The following is a 25559-nucleotide window of genomic DNA, read 5'->3' on the forward strand; positions in this document are numbered from 1 at the left end:
CGGTATGACGGGCGGCGCACGCACGTCGCACTGCCGCAACACCTATGCCTGGCGCGTGACAGTTTGACGTCGGGGACGTGGCACGCGAGATGCTCCCGATATAATGATCGGCTTCCCGTAGCCTTCGTACGAGATCAGAGAAATATGAAGAAGCTCGCTGTACCCCTTGCCCTCTCGCTCACCCTCGGCGCGTGCGCGTGGTTCCAGAGCAATCCGGATGCAGGCCAGCCGGTGATCGATTCCACGACTAACCGGTCGGTTCAGGACGTGATCTCCTGCCTGACCGTGGAAGCGACGCACCACGGCGCCAGCTTCTCGACCTCGCCGCTGCCGCAAGGCCAGATGCTCGAGTTCGGCGACTCGAACGTGATCAAGATCCGCGCCGACAACGGCACGACCACCTACCGCTATTACGCGGGCAAGCGCCACGCCTCGAACCTGTGGATCGAGGGGGCGAGCAAAACCTGCGCGCCCTGAAATTTTGACGCCGGGCTTTCAGCGCGGCGCAGCGCGCCTGGTTCGATTACATCTTCTTACGTGACGTTACGCGCTGTAGCGCCGTGACACATTTTGGCGGGCGGTTTTAAGAATCGCTTAAGTCTTCGTCAGCATCATGCGCTGACCGAAAAGAAACGAACGCAGCAGGAGGTCCCGTGAACCAGCAAGAACCGCAGAACCAGGCAACGAGCGCCGCTACGCCGGCAGCGAAGCCCGCACGCCGCACGCTGCTGCGCCGGCTGCTGAGCCACCACGAGCTCGCCACGCTCCTGTTGCTGCTGCACGCGCCGATCGACGCGCAGGCGAAACCCGAAATTCCGATGCTCCAGGAAGCGGGCCTCGTCGAGCCGGTCATGGACGATGCCGGCGCATCGCGTATCCGCCTCACTTCGGAAGGCAACGCGATTCTGCAAGGGCTCGGCCTCGCGCGCTGACGCGCCCGGCACCGCGCCGGCACACATTACGCAAAAGGGCGGCGGCACGCTTGACGTGCCGCCGCCCTTTTTGTTTGCTTGTTGTGTGCCTCAAGCTGCGCGAGCCGCGCTTGCCTGAACCCGGATCAGGCCGGCTCCAGTTCCTCGCCTTCGCTTGTGAGCGCCGCTGCCTCGTCTTGCAGGCGCAGCAGCCGGTAGCCGCTCTTGTATACCGGTTGCAGCCGGAAACCGTTCGGCTCGTCGATCTCGAGCAACAGACGCAGGCGCGACACATGGCTGTCGATCGTGCGCGTGAGCGTGTGCAACTCGCGGCCCCACACCATCGCATAAATGTGGTCGCGCGAGAGCACCCGCCCGATGTTCGCAAAAAACAGCGAAGCGAGCCGGTATTGCGTGCTGGACAGCAGCACGGGCTTGCCGTGCACGCTGACCGCCTGGCGCCGCATGTCGAAGTGGTACGGCCCGGCGTGGATCGTGGTGTTGTCGTAGCGGTCGGGGAACGCGCGGCGCAGGAGCGCGTTCACGCGCGCGCGCAGCACGGAAGGACAAACCGGCAGGCACACATAGTCGTCGGCGCCGACCGAGAACGCGCGCACCACGCTCTCGTCCGACATGTCCTCCGAAACGAACAGCACCGGAATCTGGCTGCCGTTCACGGCGCGCAACGTTTTCACCAGCTCCGAGCCCGCCAGCCGCGAACCCTGCCAGTCGAGCACGAGCATGTCCACGGTCGATGCGGCGAGCGTCCGGGCAAGCATGAGCGGCTCGCTGAACGGCATGCACGCGTGGCCGCATTGCGTCAGAACCCGCTCGATTTGCTGGCGGTGTACAGCGTCGCGCTGAAAAATCGCGATACGCATGATGAAGTCCTCTCATGGATCGAAAATCAAGCCGGGCAATTCTGTGGATATGTGCAAAGGCTGCCCATCGGACGAGTCCGAATTGCACCCAGACTCGCCCTCGCTCGGCTGATTTCCGACAGCGATCGGCACACGCCCTGACAGCCGCCTACCCCGGCGTGCCTGGCCCCCTGCAAGCTTCCTGTAGAATTGCGCGCTGGCCTGAACTCGTCGGCGCGTCCGCCCACCCGTACGGACGCGCTGTTGCCGTGCCCCACCCTCGCGCCCACTTTCCGACGACCGCCGCCCCCGCGCCACGCGCGCACCAGGCAAATTCGGCCATCACGGACGTCCACACGCGTTCCTTACAACGTCGTACATAACAAACACCCTGGTTTTTCGGAAATGCAAGCAACAGACATCGACGTGCGCGCGCCAGCCGCCGCGCGCGCGCTCACACGCAGCGACTACAAGACGCTGGCGCTCGCGGCGCTCGGCGGGGCCCTGGAGTTTTACGACTTCATCATCTTCGTGTTCTTCGCGCCGGCCATCGGCCAGTTGTTCTTCCCCGCAACGATTCCCGACTGGCTGCGTCAGCTCCAGACGTTCGGCATCTTCGCGGCGGGCTACCTCGCGCGCCCGCTCGGCGGCATCGTCATGGCGCACTTCGGCGACCTGCTCGGCCGCAAGCGCATGTTCACGCTCTCCGTGCTGCTGATGGCGCTGCCCACGCTCGCCATGGGCTGCCTGCCCACCTATGCGACGATCGGCGTGCTCGCGCCGGTGCTGCTCCTCACGCTGCGCGTGCTGCAAGGCGCGGCCGTGGGCGGCGAGGTGCCGGGCGCGTGGGTGTTCGTCTCCGAGCACGTGCCGCGCCGCCACATCGGCTATGCGTGCGGCACGCTCACGGCGGGCCTCACGTTCGGCATCCTGCTCGGCTCGCTGATCGCCGCGGCGGTCAACCATCACTACGCGCCGGGCGACATCGCCGCGTATGCGTGGCGCATTCCGTTCCTGATCGGCGGGCTGTTCGGCATGTTCTCGGTGTACCTGCGCCAGTGGCTGCACGAAACGCCGGTATTCGCGGAGATGCAGGCGCGCAAGTCGCTCGCCGACGAAATTCCGCTCAAGGCCGTGCTGCGCGACCACGGCCGCGCCGTGATCGTCTCGATGCTGCTCACGTGGATGCTGTCGGCCGCCATCGTCGTCGTGATCCTGATGACGCCGCCGCTCCTGCAAAAGCAGTTCCATCTCGACGCCACCACGTCGCTGCTCGCCAACTGCGTGGCGACGCTCTTCCTCACGGTCGGTTGCGTCACCGCGGGCGCGCTCGCGGACCGCTTCGGCGCGCGCCGCGTGCTTGCCATCGGCGGCATTGCGCTGGCCATCTCGTACTACACGCTGTTCCGCCAGATCGCCGTGGACAGCTCGCTGCTCATGCCGCTCTACGCGGTGGCCGGGCTGCTGGTCGGGACTATCGGCGCGGTGCCTTATGTGATGGTGAACGCGTTCCCGCCCGTGGTGCGCTTCTCGGGCATCTCGTTCTCGTACAACGTGGCGTATGCCGTGTTCGGCGGCCTCACGCCGATCGTCGTCGCGCTCATGATGAAGTCCGCGCCGCTCGCGCCCGCGTACTACGTCGCTGCGATCTGCGTGCTCGGCGCGATCACGACGCTGTTCTTCAAAGACCCGCAGCGCGACGAGTAAGCACGTACTCCGTGCGCCTTCAGTGCGCACTGAAGGCGCACGGGACGGCCCCGCCGTTCCGGCGCCATTTTTCCGGCGGCTTCGACGATTCACCCCAGGCCGAAACGTCGCAGCCGGCATGCGCCCTACGATGGGTGCATGAATACCTCACACCCCACCCCCGCCCCCGTCCACTTCACGCCCGCCCTCACGCGCATCGTCGCGACAGTCAGCGTGGGCTTCGTGGTCACGCAGCTCGACGTCACCATCGTCAATATCGCGCTCGCGCGCATCGCTACCGACCTCCACACGAGGGTCGCGGGCCTGCAATGGATCGTCGACGCCTACACGCTCGCCTTCGCGGTGCTGATGCTCTCGGGCGGCGTGCTCGGCGAGCGTTACGGCGCGCGCCGCCTCTATGCCGCCGGGCTCGTGGTGTTCGCGCTCGCCTCGCTCGCGTGCGGCCTTGCCGCCAATGCGGCGATGCTGGTCGCCGCCCGCGCGCTGCAAGGCGCGGGCGCGGCGGCCATGCTGCCGAACTCGCTTGCGCTGCTCAACGAGGCGTGCCGCCATGACCGGGCGCTGCGGGCACGCGCCGTGGGCTTCTGGACCGCCGCGGGCGCCATTTCGATCGCCGCCGGGCCGGTGGCGGGCGGCCTGCTGATCGCGGCTTTCGGCTGGCGCAGCATTTTTCTCGTGAACCTGCCGCTGTGCGCGGCCGGCCTCGCGGCCACGCTCGCCTGGATTCCGGCGCCGCGCCGCCATGCACGTGAACCCGGCGCGGCGGGCACGGCAGGGGTAGCGGCGGCCGCGCGCAGCCTCGACGTGCGCGGCCAGGTGCTCGCCGTGGTGGCGCTCACGGCGTTCACGGGCGCGGTGATCGAATGGCGTCCGCTCGGCTTCATGCACTGGGCGGTGGCGGGCGGCTTCGCGCTCGCGTTCGCCGCGGGCTTCGCCTTCGTTTCGCTCGAAGCGCGCGTGCGCGATCCGATGCTGCCGCTCGCCATGCTGCGCAACCGCACGTTCAGCGCGGCGGTGCTGTTCGGCATCTGCGTGAATCTCACCTATTACGGCACCGTGTTCGTGCTCGCGCTCTACCTGCAACACGCGCGCGGCGAGACGCCATTGCAGGCGGGGCTCGCGTTCGTGCCGCTGACCGGCGGCTTCCTGCTGTCGAACATCGTGAGCGGGCATGTGGTGGCGCATTACGGCACGCGCCGGCCGATGGTCGTCGGCGCGCTCCTCGCCGGGGCCGGTTACGCGTTGCTAACGACGGTGGACGCCGCGACGCCGCTCGCCTTCGTGCTCCTCGCCTTCCTGCTGATTCCCTCGGGCATGGGGCTGGCCGTCCCGGCGATGACGACAGCGGTGCTCTCCTCGGTCGAACCGGCGCGCGCGGGCACGGCCTCGGCGCTGCTCAATACGGCGCGTCAGGCGGGCGGTGCGGTGGGTGTGGCGGCGTTCGGCGCGCTCGCGGGCGGCGCGTTCGCGGCGCAGGTGGTGGCCGGCCTGCGAGCGGAGGCCGCGATCTCGACGGCGCTCCTGCTCACGGCGGCGGGGCTGGCGTGGTTCGTGAGGACCGCTGCGGCGCACGCGGGGGCGCGCCCGGCTGCGGCGCCGCGCCTGAACGAGTCGCGCTGACGCCCTGCAAGGCGGCTACAGCGACGCCTCCTGAATCGCGCCGGAGTCGATCGCGCGTTCGATCAGCCCTTCGTTCTGCGCCTTGCGAATGGCGTGCGCGATGAGCTGGTCCGGCTCCTCCAGCTCGGCCTTGAGTGCGCCGAGCAGGCCGGTGGCGTCGAGGATCACGAGCGTCTTGGCCGTATCCGCATAACTGATGAACACGCGCCGCGTGCCGTCTTCGGCGAGGCTCGCGCAGAATTGCTCCGGCTTGCCCGCCACGTTGTAATCGAAGTTCTGTATCAAGGCCTGCTCCCTGGTCGTCCGGTTGCCCGGTGGTTGTGCCGTTTTGCCCGCTGCCGTGGGCGCCTAGCCGCGCAGGCCGCCGCGCGGCGCGCGCAAGCCATCGACAGAAGCACGTCCCGCGCCCGTTACGGTGAGCAGCAGGAAACCACCCGCGATCGCCACGTTCTTCCAGAAGTGCACCACTGCGTCCTGTTGCAACGCGGCTTGCGTCATGTTCCAGAAGTCATGGCCGAATATCGCCGTGACAACAGCGTACACGGCAAGCAGGAAGCCCACAGCGCGCGTGCGCACGCCCAGCACGAGCGCAATGCCGCCGAGCAGTTCGATGACCGTCGCCACGATCGCCGCATACGAGGCATAGGGCACGCCCTTCGAATGAAGGTAGCCGACGAACCCCGCATACCCCAGCAGCTTCATGGCCCCACCCCAAAGGAACAGGATGGCAAGGGCGACACGGGCGATGAAGATGATGAGGGAATCGGCGGGACGGGTCATGAAGGGCTCCGGTATGCAATATCGGAATGACCGTGGCGCTTGCGCTCAGTTCCCCCAACATTCCCACAACATGAAACGGAGACAGCAGGCAAACCCCGATGGACGAAAGCGGGCCGCGCACGATAGAGCGAACGGCTACGTGCAGATGCCACTCGGGACCACTCGGGAATTGATTCGGAATGCTATGGAATTGGAGCAACGAGCCGGGCGGCGAAACCGTTGCGCGAGCGATCCGGCGAGGAGCCTGCGCGCACGCCGTCGCCGCTCTGGCACGCTCAATGCTTGTGACGCATGCCGTGCGGACGATGGGCGTCGAGCCAGCGCGTGAAGCGCTCCTCGAGCAAGCCCCTGCTGCGGCGCGACACGGCCCACATGGCCGCGCACACCAGCACCATCACGGCTGGTCCGAGCAGGTAAGCAGCAACGGTTTCCCTCATGGCGGTCTCCTCTGCGCGACGCCACAGCCACAGTACGTGAGACTTTTCATTCTAGGCGATCGCGCGGTCCAGCGTATACGTCCTCCATAAATGCCGCAGGGACTTGTTACGGAGGTTTTCATATATTCGATAACGGCCGCGCGCGGCGCGGACTTTACCTCAGACGTAATGGTCTTGCGCGCGCGTTTCGCTAGAATCGGCGGCATGAACACGCTCGCCTCCACACTGCCGGCCTCCGCGGCCGGCGCCGCGCGCCGCAGCGTCGGCGAGATGCTGCGCGACTGGCGCATGCGCCGCCGCATGAGCCAGTTGCTGCTCGCCACCGAAGCGGAGATTTCGACCCGCCATCTGAGCTTCGTCGAATCGGGCCGCGCGCTGCCGAGCCGCGAAATGGTCATGCATCTCGCGGAGCAGCTCGACGTGCCGCTGCGCGAGCGCAACGCGCTGCTCATGGCGGCGGGCTATGCGCCGCTCTACCGCGAGCGCGCCCTGGACGACCCGCAACTTGCCGCCGCGCGCGAGGCCGTCGATCTCGTGCTGCGCGGGCACGAGCCCTATCCCGCCGTGGCGGTGGACCGCCACTGGAACATCGTCGCCGCGAACGGCGCGCTCGCCCCCCTTATCGGCGACGCGTCGCCCGCCCTGCTCGACGCGCCGATCAACGCGCTGCGGCTTTCGCTGCATCCCGCAGGCATCGCGCCGCGCATCGTCAACTGGCACGCGTGGCGCGCGCATCTGCTCACGCGCCTGCAACGCCAGATCGATGCGAGCGGCGACCCCGCGCTTGCCGCCCTGCACGAAGAACTCGCGGCCTACCCGACGCCGGCCGGCGTGGCGGCCGCGAGCATCGAGCCGCTCACGCATCACATCGCCGTGCCGCTGCGCGTGCGCACGGCGCTAGGCGAGCTGGCGTTCTACAGCACGACCACCGTATTCGGCACGCCCGTCGACATCACGCTCTCCGAGCTCGCGATCGAAGCGTTCTTCCCCGCCGACCCGCAAACGGCGCAGGCGTTGCGCGACGCCATGCGCTGATGCGCAGGCGGTCGCTTTCCTCGCAACGTCAAGCGCGTGCCGCCAGCCACGGCCGAATCCAGCCAAGGCCCGCAGACGTATCGGCGCGCGGCCGGTATTCGCAGCCGATCCAGCCGTCGTAGCCCAGTTCGTCGATGCGCGCGAGCAACCACGGGTAATTGAGCTCGCCGCTGTCGGGTTCGTGGCGCTCGGGCACGCCCGCGATCTGAATGTGACCGATGCCCGCCATGTCGCGAGCGAGTTTCACGGCGAGATCGCCCTCGACGATCTGGCAGTGGTAGCAATCGAACTGCACGCGCAAATTCGGCGCGCCCACTTCCGCGCAGATCGCGTGCGCGTCGTCCTGACGGTTGAGCAGGTAGCCGGGCATGTCGCGTGTATTGATCGGCTCGATCAGCACGTCGATGCCGTCGGCCTCAGCCACGCGTGCCGCGTAGCCAAGACGCTCCAGGTACAGATCGCGCTGCGCCGCGCGCGACGCCTCATGCGCGACGAGCCCCGCCATCACGTGAATCTTGCGGTTGCCAAGGACGCGCGCATAGTCGAGCGCGGTGTCGATGCTGCGGCGAAACTCGTCATCGCGCCCCGGCAGCGAAGCCATGCCGCGCTCGCCCGCCGCCCAGTTTCCGGGCGGCGCGTTGAAGAGCGCCTGAACGAGCGACGCACCGTCGAGCCGCGCCTTGATTTCCGCGGCCGGATGTTCATACGGAAACAGATACTCCACGGCATCGAAGCCGTCGCGCGCCGCGGCGGCGAAGCGGTCGAGAAACGCGTGCTCGGTATACATCATCGAGAGATTGGCGGCAAAGCGCGGCATCGAAGTCACTCCAGTGGTTTGCATGACGGCTGATGCCGGTATTGTCGGGCAAAGCGGGGGCGCGCGTGAAGTTGGCCTCAGCCGTTGGCAGCCGGCCGATCTCGGGAATATGTCCACGTCATGAAATGAAACTGGAATAAAGATTCTGGATTCATGCGCACGCAACAATCGCCCCATTCATCCCAATCCAATTCTTGCCCTGGCGTATAACGCGCCTCATTTCCCGATGACAGCCTCCACGTTCGATGCCGATTTACCACATGCTTCGAACTCCATATTTAAATCCCGGAAACACACAGCCTCACGATTCACTGCGTTTTCCCCAGAAATCCCACAACTTTCTTGCACTTGATGAAAAATTTGAAACACCATTCGTTTTCAAACATATTCATCGTTATTGTGCATATTGCATATCCGACATTTTGCCAACTTTCTGTCAAAGATTTCTGGAATTCGTTATATCCATTCATATACGTCGAAATAGATTTCATTCATCCCCTTTACATCTTCTCAATCCTTCTCCTAAATTACGGTAGTCCCCGACGTACAAGCTGGAGATGACATGAGCCATTTTCTGGATCGTCTGCGTTATTTCACGGCGGCACGCACGCAATTCGCCGATGGTCACGGCGCCGTCACAGACGAAGACCGAAAATGGGAGGAGGCGTACCGCACGCGCTGGCAGCACGACAAGATCGTGCGCTCCACGCACGGCGTGAATTGCACGGGCTCGTGCTCGTGGAAGATCTACGTGAAGGGCGGTATTGTCGCGTGGGAAACGCAGCAGACCGACTACCCGCGCACGCGCCCCGACATGCCCAACCACGAACCGCGCGGCTGCTCGCGCGGCGCGTCCTATTCGTGGTACCTGTACAGCGCCAATCGGCTCAAGTACCCGCTCGTGCGCAGCGCGCTCGTGAAGTTGTGGCGCGAAAAGCGCCGCACGCTCGACCCCGTTGCCGCGTGGGCGGCCATTGTCGACGACGATGCCGCGCGCAAAAGTTATCAAACGCGACGCGGCCTGGGCGGCTTCGTGCGCGCGGACTGGAGCGAAGTGCTCGAAATCGCCGCCGCGGCAAACGTGCATACCATCAAACGCCACGGCCCAGACCGCGTGATCGGCTTCTCGCCCATTCCCGCCATGTCGATGGTGTCGTATGCGGCCGGCTCGCGCTATCTCTCGCTCATCGGCGGCGTGTGCCTCTCGTTCTACGACTGGTACTGCGACCTGCCGCCCGCTTCGCCGCAAACGTGGGGCGAGCAGACCGACGTGCCCGAGTCCGCCGACTGGTACAACTCGTCGTTCATCGTGATGTGGGGGTCGAACGTACCGCAAACGCGCACGCCCGATGCGCACTTCATGGTGGAAGCGCGCTACCGCGGCGCGAAGATCGTTTCTATCTTCCCCGACTACGCCGAAGGCGCGAAGTTCGGCGACATCTGGCTGCATCCCAAGCAGGGTACCGACGCGGCGCTCGCGCTCGCCATGGGCCACGTGATCCTCAAGGAGTATCACCTCGCGGGCAAGAGCGCCTATTTCGCCGACTATTGCAGCCGCTTCACCGACATGTCCTGCCTCGTCACGCTCGTCGAGCGCGACGGCCAGTACGTGCCCGACCGCTATCTGCGCGCCTCCGACTTCGACGGCGCGCTCGCGCAGGACAACAACCCCGAGTGGAAGACCGTAGTGATCGACAGCGCGACGAATGAATTCGCGGTGCCGCTCGGCTCGGTCGGCTTTCGCTGGGGCCAGCAGGAAGGCGCCGATCGCGGCAAGTGGAATCTGCGCGAGGAAGGCGTCAACGGCGCGCCGCTCAAGCCCGCGCTCTCGCTCGTCGAAAAGCACGACGATGTGGTGGACGTGCTGTTCCCCTACTTCGGCAACGTCGCGCATCCACATTTCCCGCACACCTCGCACGGGCCGGTGCTGAACCGTCGCATTGGCGTGCGGCGCGTGGCGACGGCCGCCGGCGAGCGGCTCGTGGCCACCGTCTACGATCTTTTCGTGGCGAACTACGGGCTCGACCAGGGCCTGGGCGGCAAGGACATCGCGCACAGCTACGACGACGACGTGCCCTACACGCCCGCGTGGCAGGAAGCGATCACGGGCGTGAAGCGCGCGGACGTCATCAACGTCGCGCGCCAGTTCGCCGAGAACGCCGACAAGACCGAAGGCCGCTCGATGGTCATCATCGGCGCGGGCATCAATCACTGGTTCCACATGGACATGGCCTACCGCGCCATCATCAACATGCTCGTGATGTGCGGCTGCATCGGCAAGTCCGGCGGCGGCTGGTCGCATTACGTGGGCCAGGAAAAGTTGCGTCCGCAAACGGGCTGGACCGCACTTGCTTTCGCGCTCGACTGGAGCCGGCCGCCGCGCCAGATGAACGCCACGTCGTTCTTCTACGCGCACACCGACCAGTGGCGCTACGATCCGATGAACCCAACGGATCTGCTTTCGCCGCTCGCGAACAAGGCCGACTTTCACGGCGCGCCGATCGACTACAACGTGCGCGCCGAGCGCATGGGCTGGCTGCCTTCGGCCCCGCAGCTCGCGAGCAATCCGCTGGAACTGGGCCGATCGCTCGAAGACCCCGCGAAAGCCGGTGCCGAAGTGGCGCGACGCGTGAAGGACGGCAGCCTCAAGCTCGCCTGCGAAGACCCCGATAATCCCGCCGTATTCCCACGCAATCTGTTCGTGTGGCGCTCGAACCTGCTCGGCTCGTCGGGCAAGGGGCACGAGTACTTCCTCAAGCATCTGCTCGGCACAACGAACGGTGTGCAAGGCGAGGAAGTGGTGAAAGACGGTGTGCCGCGTCCCGAGGAAGTCGTCTGGCACGAAGAGGCGCCGCAAGGCAAGCTCGACCTGCTCTGCACGCTCGACTTCCGCATGTCGACGACGTGCATGTACTCGGACATCGTGCTGCCCACCGCCACGTGGTACGAGAAGGACGACATGAACACGTCCGACATGCACCCGTTCATTCACCCGCTTTCCGCCGCCGTGGACCCCGCGTGGCAAGCGCGCAGCGACTGGGACATTTTCAAGGCCATCGCAAAGCGCTTTTCCGAATTGAGCGTGGGCCATCTCGGCGTGGAGCGCGACGTGGTGCTCGCGCCCATTGCGCACGACGCGGCGGGCGAACTCGCCCAGCCCTTCGGCGTGGACGACTGGAAGCGCGGCGAATGCGAGCCGGTTCCGGGCAAGACCATGCCGGGCGTGGTGATGCTCGAGCGCAATTACCCCGAGACGTATCACCGTTTCACCTCGCTTGGGCCGCTCATGGACAAGCTCGGCAACGGCGGCAAGGGCATTAGCTGGAATACCGAGGACGAAGTCCACGAACTCGGCGCGCTGAACTATCGCGATCAGGCGGAAGACGCCGGCGACGCGAAGGGCCGCCCGCGCATCGAGACCGCGATCGATGCCGCCGAAACGATCCTCTCGCTCGCACCCGAAACCAACGGCGCGGTCGCGAAGAAGGCGTGGGAAGCGCTCTCGAAGTTCACGGGCATCGAACACGCGCATCTCGCCGACGCGCGCGCCGACGAAAAGATCCGCTTCCGCGATATCCAGGCGCAGCCGCGCAAGATCATTTCGTCGCCCACGTGGAGCGGCATCGAGTCGGAACACGTGTCGTACAACGCGGGCTACACGAACGTGCACGAGCTGATCCCCTGGCGCACGTTGAGCGGTCGCCAGCAGCTCTACCAGGACCACGCGTGGATGCGCGCGTTCGGCGAGGCGCTGTGCGTCTACAAGCCGCCTATCGACACCGGCAGCTACGAGAAGATGGCCGGTTCGCGCTCGAACGGCAATCCCGAGCTGGCGCTGAACTTCATCACGCCGCACCAGAAGTGGGGCATTCACAGCACCTACACCGACAATCTGCTGATGCTCACGCTTTCGCGCGGCGGCCCGATCGTGTGGATCTCGGAGAAGGACGCGGCACAGATCGGCGTGGTCGACAACGACTGGATCGAATGCTTCAACGCGAACGGCGCACTCTGCGCGCGCGCCGTGGTGAGCCAGCGCATTCCGCGCGGCATGGTCATGATGTACCACGCCCAGGAAAAAATCGTGAATACGCCGGGGTCCGAAATAACGGGCACACGCGGCGGCATTCACAACTCGGTCACGCGCATTTCGCTCAAGCCCACGCACATGATCGGCGGCTACGCGCAACTCGCTTATGGCTTCAACTACTACGGCACGGTCGGCTCGAACCGCGATGAGTTCCTCATCGTGCGCAAGATGAAGAACGTCGACTGGCTCGACGCCGAGGAAACACCCGTTGGCCCCCTGCCTGCCGCCGTCAGCGCGGCCGTTCGCGAAGGAGAAGGCTCATGAAAGTGCGTGCGCAGATCGCGATGGTCCTGAACCTCGACAAGTGCATTGGCTGCCATACCTGCTCGGTCACCTGCAAGAACGTGTGGACGAGCCGCGAAGGCATGGAATACGCGTGGTTCAACAACGTGGAAACCAAGCCCGGCATCGGCTACCCGAAGGAATGGGAGAACCAGGAGCGCTGGCGCGGCGGCTGGGTGCGCAAGGCCGACGGCCAGATCGAGCCACGCCTGGGCGGCAAGTGGCGGCTGCTCGCGCAAATTTTCGCCAATCCGCATCTGCCCGAAATCGACGACTACTACGAGCCTTTCACCTTCGATTACGCGCATTTGCAGGAAGCGGGCAACACGAAGGCCACGCCCGTTGCACGGCCGCGCTCGCTCATCAGCGGCCAGCGCATGGAGAAGATCGAGTGGGGGCCGAACTGGGAAGAGATTCTGGGCGGCGAGTTCGAAAAGCGTTCGAAGGACTATAACTTCGAGAACGTGCAGAAGGATATCTACGGGCAGTTCGAAAACACCTTCATGATGTATCTGCCGCGCCTGTGCGAGCACTGCCTGAACCCCGCCTGCGTGGCCGCCTGCCCTTCCGGTTCGATCTACAAGCGCGAGGAAGACGGCATCGTGCTGATCGATCAGGACAAGTGCCGCGGCTGGCGCATGTGCGTTTCGGGCTGCCCTTACAAGAAGATCTACTTCAACTGGCATAGCGGCAAGGCCGAAAAGTGCATCTTCTGCTATCCGCGTATCGAGGCGGGGCAACCCACCGTGTGCTCGGAAACGTGCGTCGGGCGCATCCGTTATCTCGGCGTGCTCCTCTACGATGCCGACCGCATTCGCGACGCAGCAAGCGTGGCCGACGAGAAGGACCTCTACCAGGCGCAGCTCGACGTGTTCCTCGACCCGTTCGACCCGGCCGTGATCGAGCAGGCCGCGCGCGACGGCGTTCCGCAAGCGTGGATCGACGGCGCGCAACGCTCGCCCGTCTACAAGATGGCGATCGACTGGCGCATCGCCTTCCCGCTGCACCCCGAGTACCGCACACTGCCGATGGTCTGGTACGTGCCCCCGCTCTCGCCCATCAATTCGGCCGCCAACAGCGGCGAGCTGGGCATGAACGGCTGGCTGCCCGACGTGCACTCGCTGCGCATTCCGCTGCGCTACCTCGCGAACCTGCTTACGGCCGGCGACGAAAAGCCCGTGCAGCTCGCGCTGGAACGCATGCTCGCCATGCGCGCTTTCATGCGCGCGCGCAACGTGGACCGCGTGGACGCTCCGCAGGTGCTCACGCAAGTCGGGCTCTCGCTTGCCCAGGTGGAAGAGATGTATCGCTATCTCGCGATCGCGAACTACGAGGACCGTTTCGTGATTCCCACCACGCACCGCGAGTATGCGGAGAACGCCTTCGACCTGCGCTCGTCGTGCGGCTTCTCGTTCGGCAACGGCTGTTCGGACGGCAAATCGGAGGCAAGCCTGTTCGCGCCGAAAAGCGGACATCGCCAGATTCCCATTCAGGAGATCTGACCATGTTCGCGGCTCGTCCCCAGCCCATGACCTACCGGCTCGTAGCGTCGCTGCTCGAGTATCCCGATACGCCGCTCGTCGAGGCGGTGCATGAACTGCGCGCGATCGTGCGCAGCGAGCGTGCGTTCGGCGCCGAGGCGCGCGAGAAGCTCGAACGCTTCATCGACTATCTCGGCTCGCGCGATCTGCTCGCGCTGCAAGAGAACTACGTTGCCTTGTTCGATCGCGGCCGCGCGACTTCGCTGCATCTGTTCGAGCACGTGCACGGCGAATCGCGCGATCGCGGCCAGGCGATGATCGACCTCGTTCAGACCTACGAGAAGCACGGCATGCTGCTCCAGCCGGGCCAGTTGCCCGACTATCTGCCCGTGTTCCTCGAATACCTCTCGATTCTGGAGCCGAACGAGGCGCGCGCACTGCTGGCCGAAACCACGGCGATTCTCCAGTCGATCACGGCCGAGCTGAGCCGCCGCAACAGCCACTACGCGTACGTAATCGGCGCGCTGCTGCCGCTCGCGGGCGCGGGCGGCGCCGACCTGCCCGACGCCGCGCACGACGACGACGCGGGCAAGCCGCACGACAAGGACCACCTGCAAGCGCTCGACGCCGCCTGGGCCGACGAACCGGTGCAATTCATGGGCGCGGAACGGCCTGCGGTTGCGCCTGTGGAGTTTCACCCGCGCCGCGCGCCGCGCTAGACAGCCGCAACACGCAACACGCAATCCGGATACACCGTTCGAACGCCGTTGGCAAACAGCAAGCAAGGAGCCGTCATGGGCAACTACTTCCATCAGTTTCTGTTCGGCATCTATCCGTATATCTGCCTGGCCGTCTTGCTGTTCGGCTCGCTCGTGCGCTTCGACCGCGAGCAGTACACGTGGAAGAGCGACTCGTCACAACTGCTGCGGCGCGGCTCGCTGCGCCTTGGCAGCAACCTGTTCCACTGGGGCATTCTGGTCGTGGTGATGGGCCACTTCGTCGGCTTTCTCGCACCGCACTGGCTGGTCGCGCCTTTCATCTCCGCCACCGTGCACCAGTTGCTCGCGATGGTGGCGGGCGGCGTGGCGGGCAGCTTCGCGATTGTCGGCCTCACGATCCTGATCGCGCGGCGGCTGGGCGACACGCGTATCCGCGTGAACAGCAAGACGTCGGATATCGTCATCGTGTTCATGCTGTGGGCGCAGCTCGCGCTCGGGCTCGCCACCGTGGTGCTCTCCGCGCGCCACATGGACGGCATGATGTTCGAACAGCTCACCGACTACGTGAAAGGCGTGGTGACCTTCCGGCCCAACATCGCTGGCCTGCTCGACGGCGTGCCGCTCGTGTACCAGACGCACATCGCGCTGGGCTTCACCATCTTCCTCGTTTCGCCGTTCACGCGCATGGTCCATATCTGGAGCGGCATCGCTTCGGTTTTCTATCTGATCCGCCCGTACCAGCTCGTGCGCAAGCGCTAATCCTCCCTCCACCGGAACCAGGAGCGCAATCGATGACGAACGCGGCCCCGCATGACCTTGCCCTCGACCAGCCCGCGCGTGTAAACGACGTCGAGATCGGCCTCGCGGCGATCGAGACCGAGCGCGGCAATCACACCGACGACCCTGACCCCGCGCTCGCCGCACGGCGCGCGCTCGTCGTGCACGAGCTGTTGCGCCAGCGCGCCACGGCGCTCGGCCTGATCGCGCCGGACGCCGAGCTCGACGACGCCGTGCTCGACACGCTGCTGGCGCGCGAACTGCGCGTGCCCGAGCCCACGCCCGAGGACTGCGAACGCTACTACGCGCAACACGCCAAACGTTTCGTGCGCAACGAACTGGTGTACGCGAGCCACATTCTCTTCGCCATCACCGAGCGTGTGCCGCTCGCGCTGCTGCGCCAGAAGGCGGAGGAAACGCTGCGCGAACTCCAGCAAACGCCCGACACCTTCGAGGCGCTGGCGCGGCAGTTCTCGAACTGCCCTTCGGCGGGCGTGGGCGGCAGCCTCGGCCAGCTCGCGCGCGGCGACACCGTACCCGAGTTCGAAACGGCGCTGTTCGACGCCACCGACATCGGCATCCTGCCGCGCCTCGTACGCACGCGCTACGGCTTTCATCTTGTGCGCGTGGACCGGCGCGTGCCGGGCGACCCCGTAGCGTATAGCGAGGTGTCCAGCGACATCGCGCGCTTTCTCAGCGAGCGCGTGCGCCACAAGGCCATTCAGCAGTACGTATCGATACTCGCATCCGAAGCGACACTCGAAAACGCGGCACTGGAAGCCGCAACGAGTCCCCTCGTCCAGTGAAGTCGACGTGCACCCCCACGCGATGGAGGCAACATGAATCTGCGTAGCGAATCGGCGCGCCCCGTGACGGGCGCCGCGCAACCGGAGAAGGTCGGCGCGAAGGCCTGGTCCGTCCTGCTCGTGAGCACGCTCGCGTTTCTCGTATGTTTCGTGGTGTGGATGATGTTCGGCGTGCTCGGCGTGCAGTTGCGCGAGGAACTCCAGCTCAACAGCACCGAGTTCGGCCTGCTCACCGCCACGCCCGTGCTCACCGGCGCGATCATGCGTTTGCCGCTCGGCGCGTGGACCGACCGCTTCGGCGGGCGCATCGTCATGACCACGCTGCTCGTGGTGTGCGCGGTGCCCGTGTATATCGTCAGCTACGCAAGCGAGCTGTGGCAGTTCCTGCTCATCGGCCTCTTTCTCGGCTGCGTGGGCGCGTCGTTCGCAGTAGGCACACCTTACGTCGCGCGCTTTTTCCCGCCCAGCCAGCGCGGCTTCGCCATGGGTTTCTTCGGCGCGGGCACGGTGGGCGCGGCCGTCAACCTGTTCGTCACGCCGCAGCTCGAAAATCTCTACGGGTGGCGCTTCGTGCCGCGCGTCTACGCCGTCGCCCTGCTCGTGACCGCCGTCATTTTCTGGTTAGGCTCCGCGCGCGACCCCGGCGCGGGCAAGTCGGGCGGCTCGCTGCTGGACACATTCAAGGTGCTGGCCGACCCGCGCGTATGGCGCCTGTGCCAGTATTACTCGATCACCTTCGGCGGCTTCACCGCCCTCTCGCTGTGGATTCCGCAATACCTGAAGGCCGAGTACGGCATGTCGCTCGTCATGGCTTCGGCCTTCGCCGCGGGCTTCTCGCTGCCAGGCTCGATCCTGCGGGCGGTCGGCGGCGTACTCGCCGACAAGCTGGGCGCGCATACGGTCACCTGGTGGGGCCTGTGGGTGGCGTGGATCTGCCTGTTCATCCTCTCGTACCCGCCCACGGACTTCGTGATCCACACGATCGATGGTCAGGCGGCACTCCACATCAACATGCCGCTGTTCGGCTTCGTCGCGGTGGCCTTCGTGCTGGGCGCGGTGTTCGCGTTCGGCATGGCCTCGACGTTCAAGTACGTGGCCGACGACTTTCCCACCAACATGGGCGTCGTGACCGGCATTGTCGGCCTGGCGGGCGGCCTCGGCGGCTTTCTGCTGCCGATCCTGTTCGGCATGCTGCTCGACTGGCTCAAGATCCGTTCGAGCTGCTTCATGCTGCTCTACGGCATTGTCTGGGTCTCGCTGATCCTGCTCTACATCTCCGAGGTCAAGCGCACGCCGATTCTCGGCCAGAGCAGCGCCTGACGCCCACGTGAGCCTTCACCTCAAGCGGCGGCCGCTGCCGCCTGAGGCTCGGGCGCCGTCACGACGAGCACGCTGCACGACACCCGGTCGAGCAGCAGGCGGTCGTCGCGCCCGTCCCACCAGCGCTTGAACGGCCCGCGCCGGTGGTGGCCCAGCACGATCAGGTCGGGCATGAGCTCGGCGCAGTAGCTCGCAATCACGTCGATAGGCCGCCCCACCACGAAGTGCCCGGTCGCCGCGAGCCCCTTTTCCTGGAGGCACGCCACCCCGTCGCGCAGGATTTCGCGCGCCGCCTCCTCGGCGGCCTCGAACGGCACCGCCGAGGCGATATCCGTGCCCCATTGCAGCGGCGCCTGGTCGAGCACCGCGAGCAGGTGCGTCTGGGCGTGGCACTCGCGCGCGAGGTCGGCGCCCTCGCGCAACGCGCGCCGTCCTTCGCGCGTCGCGTCGTAGCACAGCAGAATGCGTTTAAACGAGGCCATGAGCTTTCTCCCTCGCGGTTCACCCCGGAATGATGCTTTCATTATGCCAGTTATATCACGTTGTGATATAACTGGCATATGGGCTTTCGCCAGATCGCCTTTAAGGAGGCGCCATGATCATCGACAATGATTTCGAGATCGCCTACCTGCTGGTCGCCTTCGCCCTGCTCGGGGCCATCCTCGTGGGCGCCCTCGTCAGCGCGATCCACCTCGACAAATGGCATCCACGGCTCGTCGGCGCGCTGGTCGGCCTGCTGCTGGGCGCCGCTCTCATCGAAGCGGTGCCGCTGCTCACCTGAATGAACGGATACCTCGCCGATTCATCTGAGCCACCGCACCGCTTTCGTCTCTTCTTTACCGGCTTTCTCGCCGGAGCCCAATTTGTAACCAAAGACGCTTTGATGCGTCCGTTTAATAAATATTTCCTCGTGCAAATCCCGGCTTTACTCACTGAGCATATCCCGCGATAGCACGCACTCGCGCTGGTTACACCTTAGTTACACATTCGGCTGTTACAATTGTTTTGGGGTCGAATCGGCTGTTACATATTAATCCTCATCGGAATTAATCCCCAGACACGTATTTTTTACCTGTCAACGTAATTCCTTTCAAAACGTTTATTCCTGCAAGCCTCCCTGCGCGGCACCCGCACATTCGTTGCGCATGCACCGGATGCCGGGACCGAGAGCCCAAGCACCAAGGCCTTCAGACCGAATTGCCGGGGCTGGGCGGGCGTTGCGGCAGATTGCCGCAAGCACGGCATCAAATAGCAGAAAAAATTACCGAAAATAATTTACAACAGTTGATTATTTTTTGATCCGAGGGATTGATTTCTGAGATAAGCCCTCATACAATTCCCTCCAAGGTTGTTACGAGATGTAACAACCTGTATCAAAGAGTCAGGCCCAGCCAATGAGCTAGGGCCGGCCACAAGACCAGAAAAGATACACGGCGAAAAAGCCGGGGGGTTAAATTCGGGGCTTCGGAAACTAGAGAAATGGACCGTAGCAGCGAGACGCTGGATTCTATCCGCGAAATTAATTTGTCGTATCTGATGCTCGCACAGCGCATGCTGCGCGAGGACAAGCCGGTCGGCATGTTCCGACTGGGACTGTCGTCGGAATTGGCCGATCTGCTTGGCGGACTGTCGCTCGCGCAGATCGTCAGGTTGGCCTCTTCCGACCAGCTTCTCTGTTTTTTCCGCTTCGACGATCATGCGATGTTGTCCGCGCTCACGCAGACATCCAAGCATGCCGACGTGGCGGCCACTCACGCGGCCATCCTGCTTGCAGGACAGCCGGCCGGCCAATTCGCCTGAGGGTGACGTCCATGACAACGCGGCGCAGCCTCACCGAAGACGCCCAGGAAGTGTTCCGCGCGATCGCGTTGATCGAGCTGGGCGCGCGCATGCAGGTGCTGGAAAGCGAACTCACGCTCTCGCGTGACCGCATGATCCGCCTGTATCGCGAGATTCGCGGCGTGTCGCCGCCCAAGGGTATGTTGCCGTTTTCGGCGGACTGGTACATGACGTGGCTGGCCAACATCCACGCCTCGCTGTTCTATAACACGTACCTGTTCCTGAAGAATGAAGCGCGTTGCTCGCATCTCGACGCGCTCACCAAGGGGTTCCGGCTGTATCTGGAACACTGCCGCCACAGCGGGGCCGAGCCGGTGCTCGACCTCACGCGTGCGTGGACCCTGGTGCGCTTTTTTGATGCCGATATTCTGCAGTTGACGCCTTGCTGCCGTTGCGGCGGTAAGTTCGTCGCGCATCGCCACGACCTTCAGCACAACGTCGTGTGCGGCGCATGCCAGCCTCCATCGCGAGCCGGCAAGACGAAAAAGGCGGCTGCAGCGCGACGGGGCGCAGAGCAGACCGAGAGCGACCTTCCGGCAGTGGTAACGTCGGATGGCATTGCCGAGGCTGCATAAGCGTAGGAGAGCCAGATCCGGATCAACCGGACTCGAGACCAAGACGCGAAACCGTCCGGTGCCTGAGCGCACCGGACGGCGAAGCGCATTCTACTTGCCGCCACTTCAGGGCGCGCGCCAGCACCCCTCCCTCTTCTAGTTCCCGGCGAACGTCTGCCAGACGAGCCACAGGTTCGCAGCCGAGATCACCACGAACAGGAACCACGCGATCAGCCGCGTGGGCAGCCGGTTCACGAACTCGCCCATCAGCGCACGATCGTTCGTCATGCGAATGAGCGGCCAGAGCGCAAACGGCAGTTGCAGGCTCAGCACCACCTGGCTTGCCACCAGCAGCTTGCCCACCGCGCCGTTGCCCAGCAGCGCCACGCCCGCCACCGCCGGGATCAGCGCGAGCACGCGCGTGATGAGCCGCCGCTGGTAGCACGGAATCTTCATGCGCAGGAAGCCTTCCATGATGACCTGGCCCGCCACCGTGCCCGTAAACGTCGAGCTTTGCCCGGAGGCGAGCAGCGTCACCGCGAACAGCACCGCCGCCAGGCCCGTGCCGACGATCGGCGCGAGCAGCTTGTAGGCTTCTTCGATATCGGTGACCTGGGTGTGCCCGTTGGCGTGGAACGCCGCCGCGGCCAGGATCAGGATGGCCGCGTTGATGAGCAGCGCGAGCAGGAGCGAGACGATCGTGTCCAGACGCGAAAGGCTGATGGCTTGCGCGAGGCTCTGGCGATCGCGCTTGACGGCGCGCGTCTGCACGATCGACGAATGCAGGTAGAGGTTATGCGGCATGACCGTCGCGCCGAGAATGCCGATCGCGAGATAAAGCGGCTCCGCCGAGGCAATGGCGTGCCACGATGGCACGGCGCCCGCGAACACGGCGGGCCAGTGCGGCTTCACGAGCGCGAGCTGGATCACGTAGCCCAGGCCGATGGTGGCGATGAGCCCGGCCATGATCGCTTCGAGCGAGCGGAAGTTCTTGCCCTTCAGGCCGAGCACGATGAGTGTGTCGAACGCGGTGAGCACCACGCCCACCATCAGCGAGCAGCCCAGCAACAGGTGGAACGCGAGCGCGCCGCCCAGCACCTCGGCGAGATCGCAGGCGATGATCGAAAGCTCGGCGAGCGCCCACTGGCCGAGCGCCACGGGCTTTGAGTAGCGCTCGCGCGAAAGCTCCGCGAGATCGCGCTGCGTGACGATGCCAAGGCGCATGGAGAGGCATTGCAACGCGATGGCCGCGAGGCTGGAGAGCACAACCACGAACAGCAGGCTGTAACCATAGCGCGAGCCCGCCTCGATGTCGGTGGCCCAGTTGCCGGGGTCCATATAGCCGATCGACACCAGCAGGCCGGGGCCCGCGAACTGCCAGAACTTCTTCCAGAATGGCGCGCGCGGCGAAACCTCGATGCTGCCCTGCACTTCGGAAGGGCAAAACGGCGCCGTCGCCGTGGTCGGTAGTCGGAACTCCAACGGTTCGATCCTCAAGGGTTGACGTCAACGGTTGACGTGACGCGGCGAAGCGCCGCGATCGGGCCCTCAAGTGTACAGCGTCGGCTGCGGCAGTTCCTGCAAGAGCGTGTGGCGGCCCACGTCGCGCACGCGGTAGTCGAGCGGATCGTGCAGCGTGTGCACGCGCGCGTTGCGCCAGAAGCGGTCGAGCGCGAGCGCCGCGCCCGTGGCGCGCGCGCCGCACGCTTCGAACAACTGCTCGCCGGTTTCCAGCGCGGCGCGATGCGCAACGATCTTCGCCTCCGAAATCGCCAGCGAGACTTCCGCGCGCGTGGCCGCGCCCAGCGCCTCGCCCTCTTGCCACGCGGCGTCGAGCAGCGCGCCTGCGCGGTCGGCAAGCACGGCCGCCGCGAGCGACTGCACGCGCATCTCGCCGAAGCGCTGCTGCAAATACGGGTCGTCGGCCACGTGCTGCACGCCCGCGTTGATCCACGGCCGCCCGTTCGCGAGCACATAAGCGCGCGCTTCTTCGAGCGCGCCTTCCGCGAGACCCACGAACAGGTTCGTGAGCACCCCTTGCGAAACGAGCGTGCGCAGCGTGGCGCGCGGCGTGTCGGGCCGCTGGAGCACTTCGGCGGCGCGCACTTCGACGTTCTCGAACGACACCGTGCCGCTGTCGGTCTGCCGCTGGCCGATCGGGTCCCAGTCGTCGTGCACGGCGATGCCCGCGCGCGTGGTGGGCACGACCGCGAACACCGGGTTGCCGGTGGCGGGATCGTGCGCGCTCACGGTCATCATCTGCGAGCCGTAGGTGCCCGAGCAGAATCCCTTCTTGCCGTGCAGACGCCAGCCGCCCGCGCCATCGGACTGCGCAACGAGCCGCGTGTCGAGCGGATTCACGGCGTTGCCCCACCACCAGCGGTGCTCGACCGTGCCTTGCAGCCAGTTCGCGCGCTGCGCCGGGCTGCCCCACAATTCGACGCTCGCGACTTGCAGGCACTGGAAGCCGAGCAGATGCGCAAGCGCGCTGTCGACGCGCGCGAGCTTGCGGATGATCGTGTAGACGTCGCTCCAGCGCAGGCCGGCACTGGCCGTGTCGCCTGACTGCGCACCGGACGCCGCACCAAACTGCCCGCCGAACTCGCGCGGCACTGCAATGGTGAGCAGCCCGGCGTCGGCGATGCGCTGCTTTTCGGCCGCCGCGTGGCCGCCGGCCAGGTCGCGTTGCGGGGCGCTCGCGCGCAGCGCTTCCAGCAGCGCGGCAAGACGCGCCTCCTCCTGTTCCCGACCGCGCGGCCGCAGTGTTTCGTTCATACCCGTTTTTCCCGAAAGTGATGCCCAAAAAGCGAAGCGCGCAGCGATGGGCTGCGCGCGTCATGTCGAACGGTTGCGCCCGTCAGGTTCGCCGCAAGAGACGCCGCACGAGCAGGTCGCCCACGAATTGCACGGCCGCCACGATCGCGATCAGCAAGACGATCACGGTCACCATGACCGTCGTGTCGAAGCGCTGGTAGCCGTAGCGTATCGCGAGATCGCCCAGGCCGCCCGCTCCGACGGCGCCCGCCATGGCCGAGGAGCCGATCATCGCCACCACGGTGATGGTGAAGCCACCCAGCATACCGGGCAGCGCCTCGGGCAACAACACGTGCCAGACGATGTGGCGGCGCTGCGCGCCCATGGCCTGGGCGGCTTCGATCAGACCGCGATCCACTTCGCGCAGGCTCACTTCGGCCACACGCGCGAAGAACGGAATCGCGGCGATGGAAAGCGGCACCACGGCCGCCCACACGCCGATGGTCGTGCCGACCAGAAAACGCGTGAGCGGCAGCAGCGCAACCAGCAAAATGATGAAAGGCGTGGAGCGGAACGCGTTGACGAGCGCACCGAGCGTCGTGTTGAGCGCGGGCCGCTCGAAAATGCCGCCGCGCGCGGTCGTGACCAGCAGCAGCGCGAGCGGAATACCGATCAGGAGTGCGAAGATCGCCGATACGCCGACCATCAGCACCGTGTCGCGAATACCTTCGAGCAGTTCGGAAATCCACACATCAGACATAGCCCAGCACCTCCACGCGGCTCGCGTAACGGCGCGCCTGAACGGCCAGCGTGGCCGCCTCGTCGGCGCTCGCCACCGGCGCCGACACGATGAGCCGCCCTTGCGCACGCCCCTGAATGCGTTCGATGCCGCCGTGCACGAAGCGCACGCCCTGTGCGCCGAACGCCTGCGCCAGCGTGGCGATCTCGGGCTCCTCGTCGGACTCGCCGGTGAAGCGCACGTCGAACAACGCGTGCGCACCGGCTTGCGGTGTCGCGCGCAGTCGCGCGGCCAGGTCGTCGGGAAGCTCGTGGCCCGGCGTATGCAAGAGCGCGCGCGTCGCCTCGTGCTGAGGATTGCCGCACACGCGCCACACGGGCCCCTGCTCGACCACTTCGCCGCGCTCGATCACGGCGACCGTGTCGCACACGTCGCGGATCACTTCCATTTCGTGCGTGATGAGCACGATGGTGACGCCCAGGCGCCGGTTGATGTCGCGCAGCAACGCGAGAATGGCGCGCGTGGTTTCCGGGTCGAGCGCCGAGGTCGCCTCGTCGCAAAGCAGGATATCGGGCTCGTGCACGAGCGCGCGGGCAATGCCCACGCGCTGCTTCTGACCGCCCGAGAGTCGCGCGGGCCACGCATCGCGGCGCTCGCTCAAGCCCACGAGGTCGAGCAGCGTGTTCACGCGCGTTTCGATGGTCGCCTTCGGCACGCCCGCGATCTTGAGCGGCAGCGCGATGTTGTCGTACACCGTTTTCGCGGAAAGCAGGTTGAAGTGCTGGAACACCATGCCGATGCGCCGCCGCAGCGTGACGAGCCCGCGCTCGTCGAGCGCGCCCACGTCCACGCCGTTCACGCGCACGCTGCCGGTCGTGGGCTTTTCCAGCCCGTTCACGAGCCGCAGCAGCGTGGACTTGCCCGCGCCGCTACGCCCGATGATGCCGAACACCTCGCCGCGCGCCACCTGAAGATCGACGCCGGAAAGCGCGGCGTGCGCAGCTTTCGACTGGGCGCTCGCATAGACCTTGCCGACCTGCCCGAACACCACGGCGGGCTGCGAGTCCTGCGCGTTGCGCGCCGCCTCGCCCGCCGCCGGGCCCGCCTCGATGAAGCGCGCCGCCCCGAACCATTTCATCATCGCTGCTCCTCGTGCGTGAATCGCGTGCGCGTCGCCCGTTACCACGCGACCGCGTAAAGATTGCCGAAGGCCTTGTCGAGTTCCTTGCGCACGGCCGGCGAATGCTGATAGATATCGATGAACTTGCGGATGCGCGGATCGTTCACGCTCTCAGGCCGCACGACGAACTGGATCGCGAACGCCTTGTTCTCCACGCCGTCGAAAAGCAGCGCGCTATTGGGATCGGTGGTGCCCGCGAGCTTGATGAAGCTCGGGTAGCCCTGCGCGAGATCGACGTCGTCGAGCGAGCGCGCGAGTTGCGACGCTTCGAGCTGCACGATCTTGAGGTGCTTGGGATTGGACACGATGTCGAGCGTCGTCGCGCGATAATCCACGCCCGGCTTGAGCTTGATGAAGCCCGCGCGTTGCAGCAGCAGGAGACCCCGCCCGCCGTTCACCGGATCGTTGGCGATGGCGACGGTCGCGCCATCCTTCAGGTCTTCGAAACGTTTTACCTTCTTCGAATACAGGCCGATCTTCATGATCGTGCCCGGCGCGATGGCGACGAACTTGTAGCCGCCCTGCTTCTCGGCGTTTTCCAGAAACGGCGTGTGCTGGAAGTAGTTGACGTCGATGTCCTTGTTCGCGAGCGCGGCGTTGGGTGTATTCCAGTCGGTGAATTCGATGATCTTTACGTCCACGCCCTGGGCCTTCGCCTCGCGCGCGGCTTCCTGGAGCGCGGGCGTTTGCGGCGTGGTGGCAATGCCGATCTTGAGCGTGGGCGTGTCCGCGTGCGCATTGAGCGTTGCCGCCGCGAGCGTCACGGCCACCGCCGTCAGCACGCCGAAACGTTGGAGAAGGGAATGGCGCCACACGGCGCGCACGGCACGTTTCATCGCGGTCCTCGAATG

The 25559-nt window shown here is 65.5% G+C and carries 25 protein-coding genes; 14 read left to right on the plus strand and 11 right to left on the minus strand.

The window, feature by feature from the left end:
• Positions 1 to 144: 144 nt before the first annotated feature.
• Both C7402_RS25915 and C7402_RS25920 read left to right on the plus strand, forming a co-directional pair.
• The gene (locus C7402_RS25915; RefSeq protein ID WP_116612701.1) at positions 145 to 477 is read left to right on the plus strand and encodes a hypothetical protein; all 333 of its coding nucleotides are present in this window, start codon (positions 145 to 147) and stop codon (positions 475 to 477) included.
• A gap of 176 nt (positions 478 to 653) precedes the next feature.
• Positions 654 to 932 (plus strand): hypothetical protein, encoded by a 279-nt coding sequence (locus C7402_RS25920; RefSeq protein WP_112170962.1) that lies wholly within the window; start codon positions 654 to 656, stop codon positions 930 to 932.
• A gap of 125 nt (positions 933 to 1057) precedes the next feature.
• Here C7402_RS25920 and C7402_RS25925 read toward each other — a convergent pair whose 3' ends face one another.
• Complete coding sequence (locus tag C7402_RS25925; RefSeq protein WP_116612702.1) at positions 1058 to 1792, minus strand: response regulator transcription factor; 735 nt, start codon at positions 1790 to 1792, stop codon at positions 1058 to 1060.
• Between the two features lie 384 nt (positions 1793 to 2176).
• Here C7402_RS25925 and C7402_RS25930 point away from each other — a divergent pair, with 384 nt between their 5' ends.
• Positions 2177 to 3478: an MFS transporter gene (locus C7402_RS25930; protein WP_116612703.1), complete on the plus strand. Its 1302-nt coding sequence runs from the start codon at positions 2177 to 2179 to the stop codon at positions 3476 to 3478.
• A 138-nt stretch (positions 3479 to 3616) separates the two neighbouring features.
• Positions 3617 to 5098, plus strand: coding sequence for an MFS transporter (locus C7402_RS25935; protein WP_116612704.1), 1482 nt, complete (start codon positions 3617 to 3619; stop codon positions 5096 to 5098).
• Positions 5099 to 5113: 15 nt separating this feature from the next.
• Here the strand turns inward: C7402_RS25935 and C7402_RS25940 are convergent, their stop codons facing one another.
• The 3 genes from C7402_RS25940 to C7402_RS47080 all read right to left on the minus strand — a co-directional run bounded on the left by C7402_RS25940 (position 5114) and on the right by C7402_RS47080 (position 6315).
• The gene (locus C7402_RS25940) at positions 5114 to 5383 is read right to left on the minus strand and encodes a hypothetical protein (RefSeq protein WP_112170958.1); all 270 of its coding nucleotides are present in this window, start codon (positions 5381 to 5383) and stop codon (positions 5114 to 5116) included.
• A gap of 63 nt (positions 5384 to 5446) precedes the next feature.
• Entirely contained in the window at positions 5447 to 5878 is a 432-nt protein-coding gene (locus tag C7402_RS25945; protein WP_116612705.1) for a DoxX family protein, read from the minus strand.
• A 275-nt stretch (positions 5879 to 6153) separates the two neighbouring features.
• On the minus strand, positions 6154 to 6315 hold the full coding sequence (locus C7402_RS47080; RefSeq protein WP_165842001.1) for a hypothetical protein: 162 nt from the start codon (positions 6313 to 6315) through the stop codon (positions 6154 to 6156).
• A 204-nt stretch (positions 6316 to 6519) separates the two neighbouring features.
• Between C7402_RS47080 and C7402_RS25950 the strand changes: the two genes are divergently transcribed.
• Entirely contained in the window at positions 6520 to 7350 is an 831-nt protein-coding gene (locus C7402_RS25950) for a helix-turn-helix domain-containing protein (protein ID WP_244314944.1), read from the plus strand.
• Between the two features lie 28 nt (positions 7351 to 7378).
• Here C7402_RS25950 and otnI read toward each other — a convergent pair whose 3' ends face one another.
• Complete coding sequence (otnI, locus tag C7402_RS25955) at positions 7379 to 8167, minus strand: 2-oxo-tetronate isomerase (protein ID WP_116612707.1); 789 nt, start codon at positions 8165 to 8167, stop codon at positions 7379 to 7381.
• 562 nt (positions 8168 to 8729) lie between these two features.
• Here otnI and C7402_RS25960 point away from each other — a divergent pair.
• The 6 genes from C7402_RS25960 to C7402_RS25985 all read left to right on the plus strand — a co-directional run bounded on the left by C7402_RS25960 (position 8730) and on the right by C7402_RS25985 (position 17642).
• Positions 8730 to 12521 (plus strand): nitrate reductase subunit alpha, encoded by a 3792-nt coding sequence (locus C7402_RS25960; RefSeq protein ID WP_116612708.1) that lies wholly within the window; start codon positions 8730 to 8732, stop codon positions 12519 to 12521.
• Positions 12518 to 14041: a nitrate reductase subunit beta gene (gene narH / locus C7402_RS25965; RefSeq protein WP_112170953.1), complete on the plus strand. Its 1524-nt coding sequence runs from the start codon at positions 12518 to 12520 to the stop codon at positions 14039 to 14041. Before C7402_RS25960 ends, narH begins: the two co-directional genes overlap by 4 nt.
• Before the next feature lie 2 nt (positions 14042 to 14043).
• Entirely contained in the window at positions 14044 to 14739 is a 696-nt protein-coding gene (narJ, locus tag C7402_RS25970; RefSeq protein WP_116612709.1) for a nitrate reductase molybdenum cofactor assembly chaperone, read from the plus strand.
• 75 nt (positions 14740 to 14814) lie between these two features.
• The gene (gene narI / locus C7402_RS25975) at positions 14815 to 15498 is read left to right on the plus strand and encodes a respiratory nitrate reductase subunit gamma (protein WP_116612710.1); all 684 of its coding nucleotides are present in this window, start codon (positions 14815 to 14817) and stop codon (positions 15496 to 15498) included.
• A gap of 32 nt (positions 15499 to 15530) precedes the next feature.
• Complete coding sequence (locus C7402_RS25980; protein WP_116612711.1) at positions 15531 to 16322, plus strand: peptidylprolyl isomerase; 792 nt, start codon at positions 15531 to 15533, stop codon at positions 16320 to 16322.
• A 33-nt stretch (positions 16323 to 16355) separates the two neighbouring features.
• On the plus strand, positions 16356 to 17642 hold the full coding sequence (locus tag C7402_RS25985; protein WP_112170949.1) for an MFS transporter: 1287 nt from the start codon (positions 16356 to 16358) through the stop codon (positions 17640 to 17642).
• Between the two features lie 20 nt (positions 17643 to 17662).
• Here the strand turns inward: C7402_RS25985 and C7402_RS25990 are convergent, their stop codons facing one another.
• On the minus strand, positions 17663 to 18124 hold the full coding sequence (locus C7402_RS25990; RefSeq protein ID WP_112170948.1) for a universal stress protein: 462 nt from the start codon (positions 18122 to 18124) through the stop codon (positions 17663 to 17665).
• A gap of 113 nt (positions 18125 to 18237) precedes the next feature.
• Between C7402_RS25990 and C7402_RS25995 the strand changes: the two genes are divergently transcribed.
• The 3 genes from C7402_RS25995 to flhC all read left to right on the plus strand — a co-directional run bounded on the left by C7402_RS25995 (position 18238) and on the right by flhC (position 20056).
• Positions 18238 to 18423: a hypothetical protein gene (locus C7402_RS25995; RefSeq protein ID WP_112170947.1), complete on the plus strand. Its 186-nt coding sequence runs from the start codon at positions 18238 to 18240 to the stop codon at positions 18421 to 18423.
• Between the two features lie 698 nt (positions 18424 to 19121).
• Positions 19122 to 19442, plus strand: coding sequence for a flagellar transcriptional regulator FlhD (gene flhD / locus C7402_RS26000; RefSeq protein WP_112170946.1), 321 nt, complete (start codon positions 19122 to 19124; stop codon positions 19440 to 19442).
• 11 nt (positions 19443 to 19453) lie between these two features.
• A complete protein-coding gene (gene flhC, locus C7402_RS26005; RefSeq protein WP_112170945.1) occupies positions 19454 to 20056 on the plus strand; it encodes a flagellar transcriptional regulator FlhC in 603 nt (200 codons plus the stop codon).
• 135 nt (positions 20057 to 20191) lie between these two features.
• On the opposite strand, the gene C7402_RS26010 is transcribed toward flhC, so the two are convergent.
• The 5 genes from C7402_RS26010 to C7402_RS26030 form a co-directional block, all read right to left on the minus strand.
• The gene (locus tag C7402_RS26010) at positions 20192 to 21517 is read right to left on the minus strand and encodes an Nramp family divalent metal transporter (protein ID WP_112170944.1); all 1326 of its coding nucleotides are present in this window, start codon (positions 21515 to 21517) and stop codon (positions 20192 to 20194) included.
• 66 nt (positions 21518 to 21583) lie between these two features.
• On the minus strand, positions 21584 to 22810 hold the full coding sequence (locus tag C7402_RS26015; protein WP_116612712.1) for an acyl-CoA dehydrogenase family protein: 1227 nt from the start codon (positions 22808 to 22810) through the stop codon (positions 21584 to 21586).
• 82 nt (positions 22811 to 22892) lie between these two features.
• Entirely contained in the window at positions 22893 to 23549 is a 657-nt protein-coding gene (locus C7402_RS26020; protein ID WP_112170942.1) for a methionine ABC transporter permease, read from the minus strand.
• Complete coding sequence (locus tag C7402_RS26025; protein ID WP_116612713.1) at positions 23542 to 24669, minus strand: methionine ABC transporter ATP-binding protein; 1128 nt, start codon at positions 24667 to 24669, stop codon at positions 23542 to 23544. Before C7402_RS26025 ends, C7402_RS26020 begins: the two co-directional genes overlap by 8 nt.
• 38 nt (positions 24670 to 24707) lie before the next feature.
• Positions 24708 to 25544, minus strand: coding sequence for a MetQ/NlpA family ABC transporter substrate-binding protein (locus C7402_RS26030; RefSeq protein WP_116612714.1), 837 nt, complete (start codon positions 25542 to 25544; stop codon positions 24708 to 24710).
• Positions 25545 to 25559: the final 15 nt, after the last annotated feature.

The organism is Paraburkholderia unamae (genome assembly GCF_003096875.1).
Classification (GTDB): domain Bacteria; phylum Pseudomonadota; class Gammaproteobacteria; order Burkholderiales; family Burkholderiaceae; genus Paraburkholderia; species Paraburkholderia unamae.

What these genes read in the sequence shown, in the direction of transcription:
- narH (WP_112170953.1), top strand. Translation starts at nt 12,518, where the DNA reads ATGAAAGTGCGTGCGCAGATCGCGATGGTCCTGAACCTCGACAAGTGC.
- C7402_RS25980 (WP_116612711.1), top strand. Translation starts at nt 15,531, where the DNA reads ATGACGAACGCGGCCCCGCATGACCTTGCCCTCGACCAGCCCGCGCGT.
- C7402_RS25925 (WP_116612702.1), bottom strand. Translation starts at nt 1,792, where the DNA reads ATGCGTATCGCGATTTTTCAGCGCGACGCTGTACACCGCCAGCAAATC.
- flhC (WP_112170945.1), top strand. Translation starts at nt 19,454, where the DNA reads ATGACAACGCGGCGCAGCCTCACCGAAGACGCCCAGGAAGTGTTCCGC.
- C7402_RS26020 (WP_112170942.1), bottom strand. Translation starts at nt 23,549, where the DNA reads ATGTCTGATGTGTGGATTTCCGAACTGCTCGAAGGTATTCGCGACACG.
- C7402_RS25930 (WP_116612703.1), top strand. Translation starts at nt 2,177, where the DNA reads ATGCAAGCAACAGACATCGACGTGCGCGCGCCAGCCGCCGCGCGCGCG.
- otnI (WP_116612707.1), bottom strand. Translation starts at nt 8,167, where the DNA reads ATGCCGCGCTTTGCCGCCAATCTCTCGATGATGTATACCGAGCACGCG.
- C7402_RS25950 (WP_244314944.1), top strand. Translation starts at nt 6,520, where the DNA reads ATGAACACGCTCGCCTCCACACTGCCGGCCTCCGCGGCCGGCGCCGCG.
- narI (WP_116612710.1), top strand. Translation starts at nt 14,815, where the DNA reads ATGGGCAACTACTTCCATCAGTTTCTGTTCGGCATCTATCCGTATATC.
- flhD (WP_112170946.1), top strand. Translation starts at nt 19,122, where the DNA reads ATGGACCGTAGCAGCGAGACGCTGGATTCTATCCGCGAAATTAATTTG.
- C7402_RS25985 (WP_112170949.1), top strand. Translation starts at nt 16,356, where the DNA reads ATGAATCTGCGTAGCGAATCGGCGCGCCCCGTGACGGGCGCCGCGCAA.
- C7402_RS25960 (WP_116612708.1), top strand. Translation starts at nt 8,730, where the DNA reads ATGAGCCATTTTCTGGATCGTCTGCGTTATTTCACGGCGGCACGCACG.
- C7402_RS26030 (WP_116612714.1), bottom strand. Translation starts at nt 25,544, where the DNA reads ATGAAACGTGCCGTGCGCGCCGTGTGGCGCCATTCCCTTCTCCAACGT.
- narJ (WP_116612709.1), top strand. Translation starts at nt 14,044, where the DNA reads ATGTTCGCGGCTCGTCCCCAGCCCATGACCTACCGGCTCGTAGCGTCG.
- C7402_RS25995 (WP_112170947.1), top strand. Translation starts at nt 18,238, where the DNA reads ATGATCATCGACAATGATTTCGAGATCGCCTACCTGCTGGTCGCCTTC.
- C7402_RS25935 (WP_116612704.1), top strand. Translation starts at nt 3,617, where the DNA reads ATGAATACCTCACACCCCACCCCCGCCCCCGTCCACTTCACGCCCGCC.
- C7402_RS25990 (WP_112170948.1), bottom strand. Translation starts at nt 18,124, where the DNA reads ATGGCCTCGTTTAAACGCATTCTGCTGTGCTACGACGCGACGCGCGAA.
- C7402_RS26025 (WP_116612713.1), bottom strand. Translation starts at nt 24,669, where the DNA reads ATGATGAAATGGTTCGGGGCGGCGCGCTTCATCGAGGCGGGCCCGGCG.
- C7402_RS25945 (WP_116612705.1), bottom strand. Translation starts at nt 5,878, where the DNA reads ATGACCCGTCCCGCCGATTCCCTCATCATCTTCATCGCCCGTGTCGCC.
- C7402_RS47080 (WP_165842001.1), bottom strand. Translation starts at nt 6,315, where the DNA reads ATGAGGGAAACCGTTGCTGCTTACCTGCTCGGACCAGCCGTGATGGTG.
- C7402_RS25915 (WP_116612701.1), top strand. Translation starts at nt 145, where the DNA reads ATGAAGAAGCTCGCTGTACCCCTTGCCCTCTCGCTCACCCTCGGCGCG.
- C7402_RS26015 (WP_116612712.1), bottom strand. Translation starts at nt 22,810, where the DNA reads ATGAACGAAACACTGCGGCCGCGCGGTCGGGAACAGGAGGAGGCGCGT.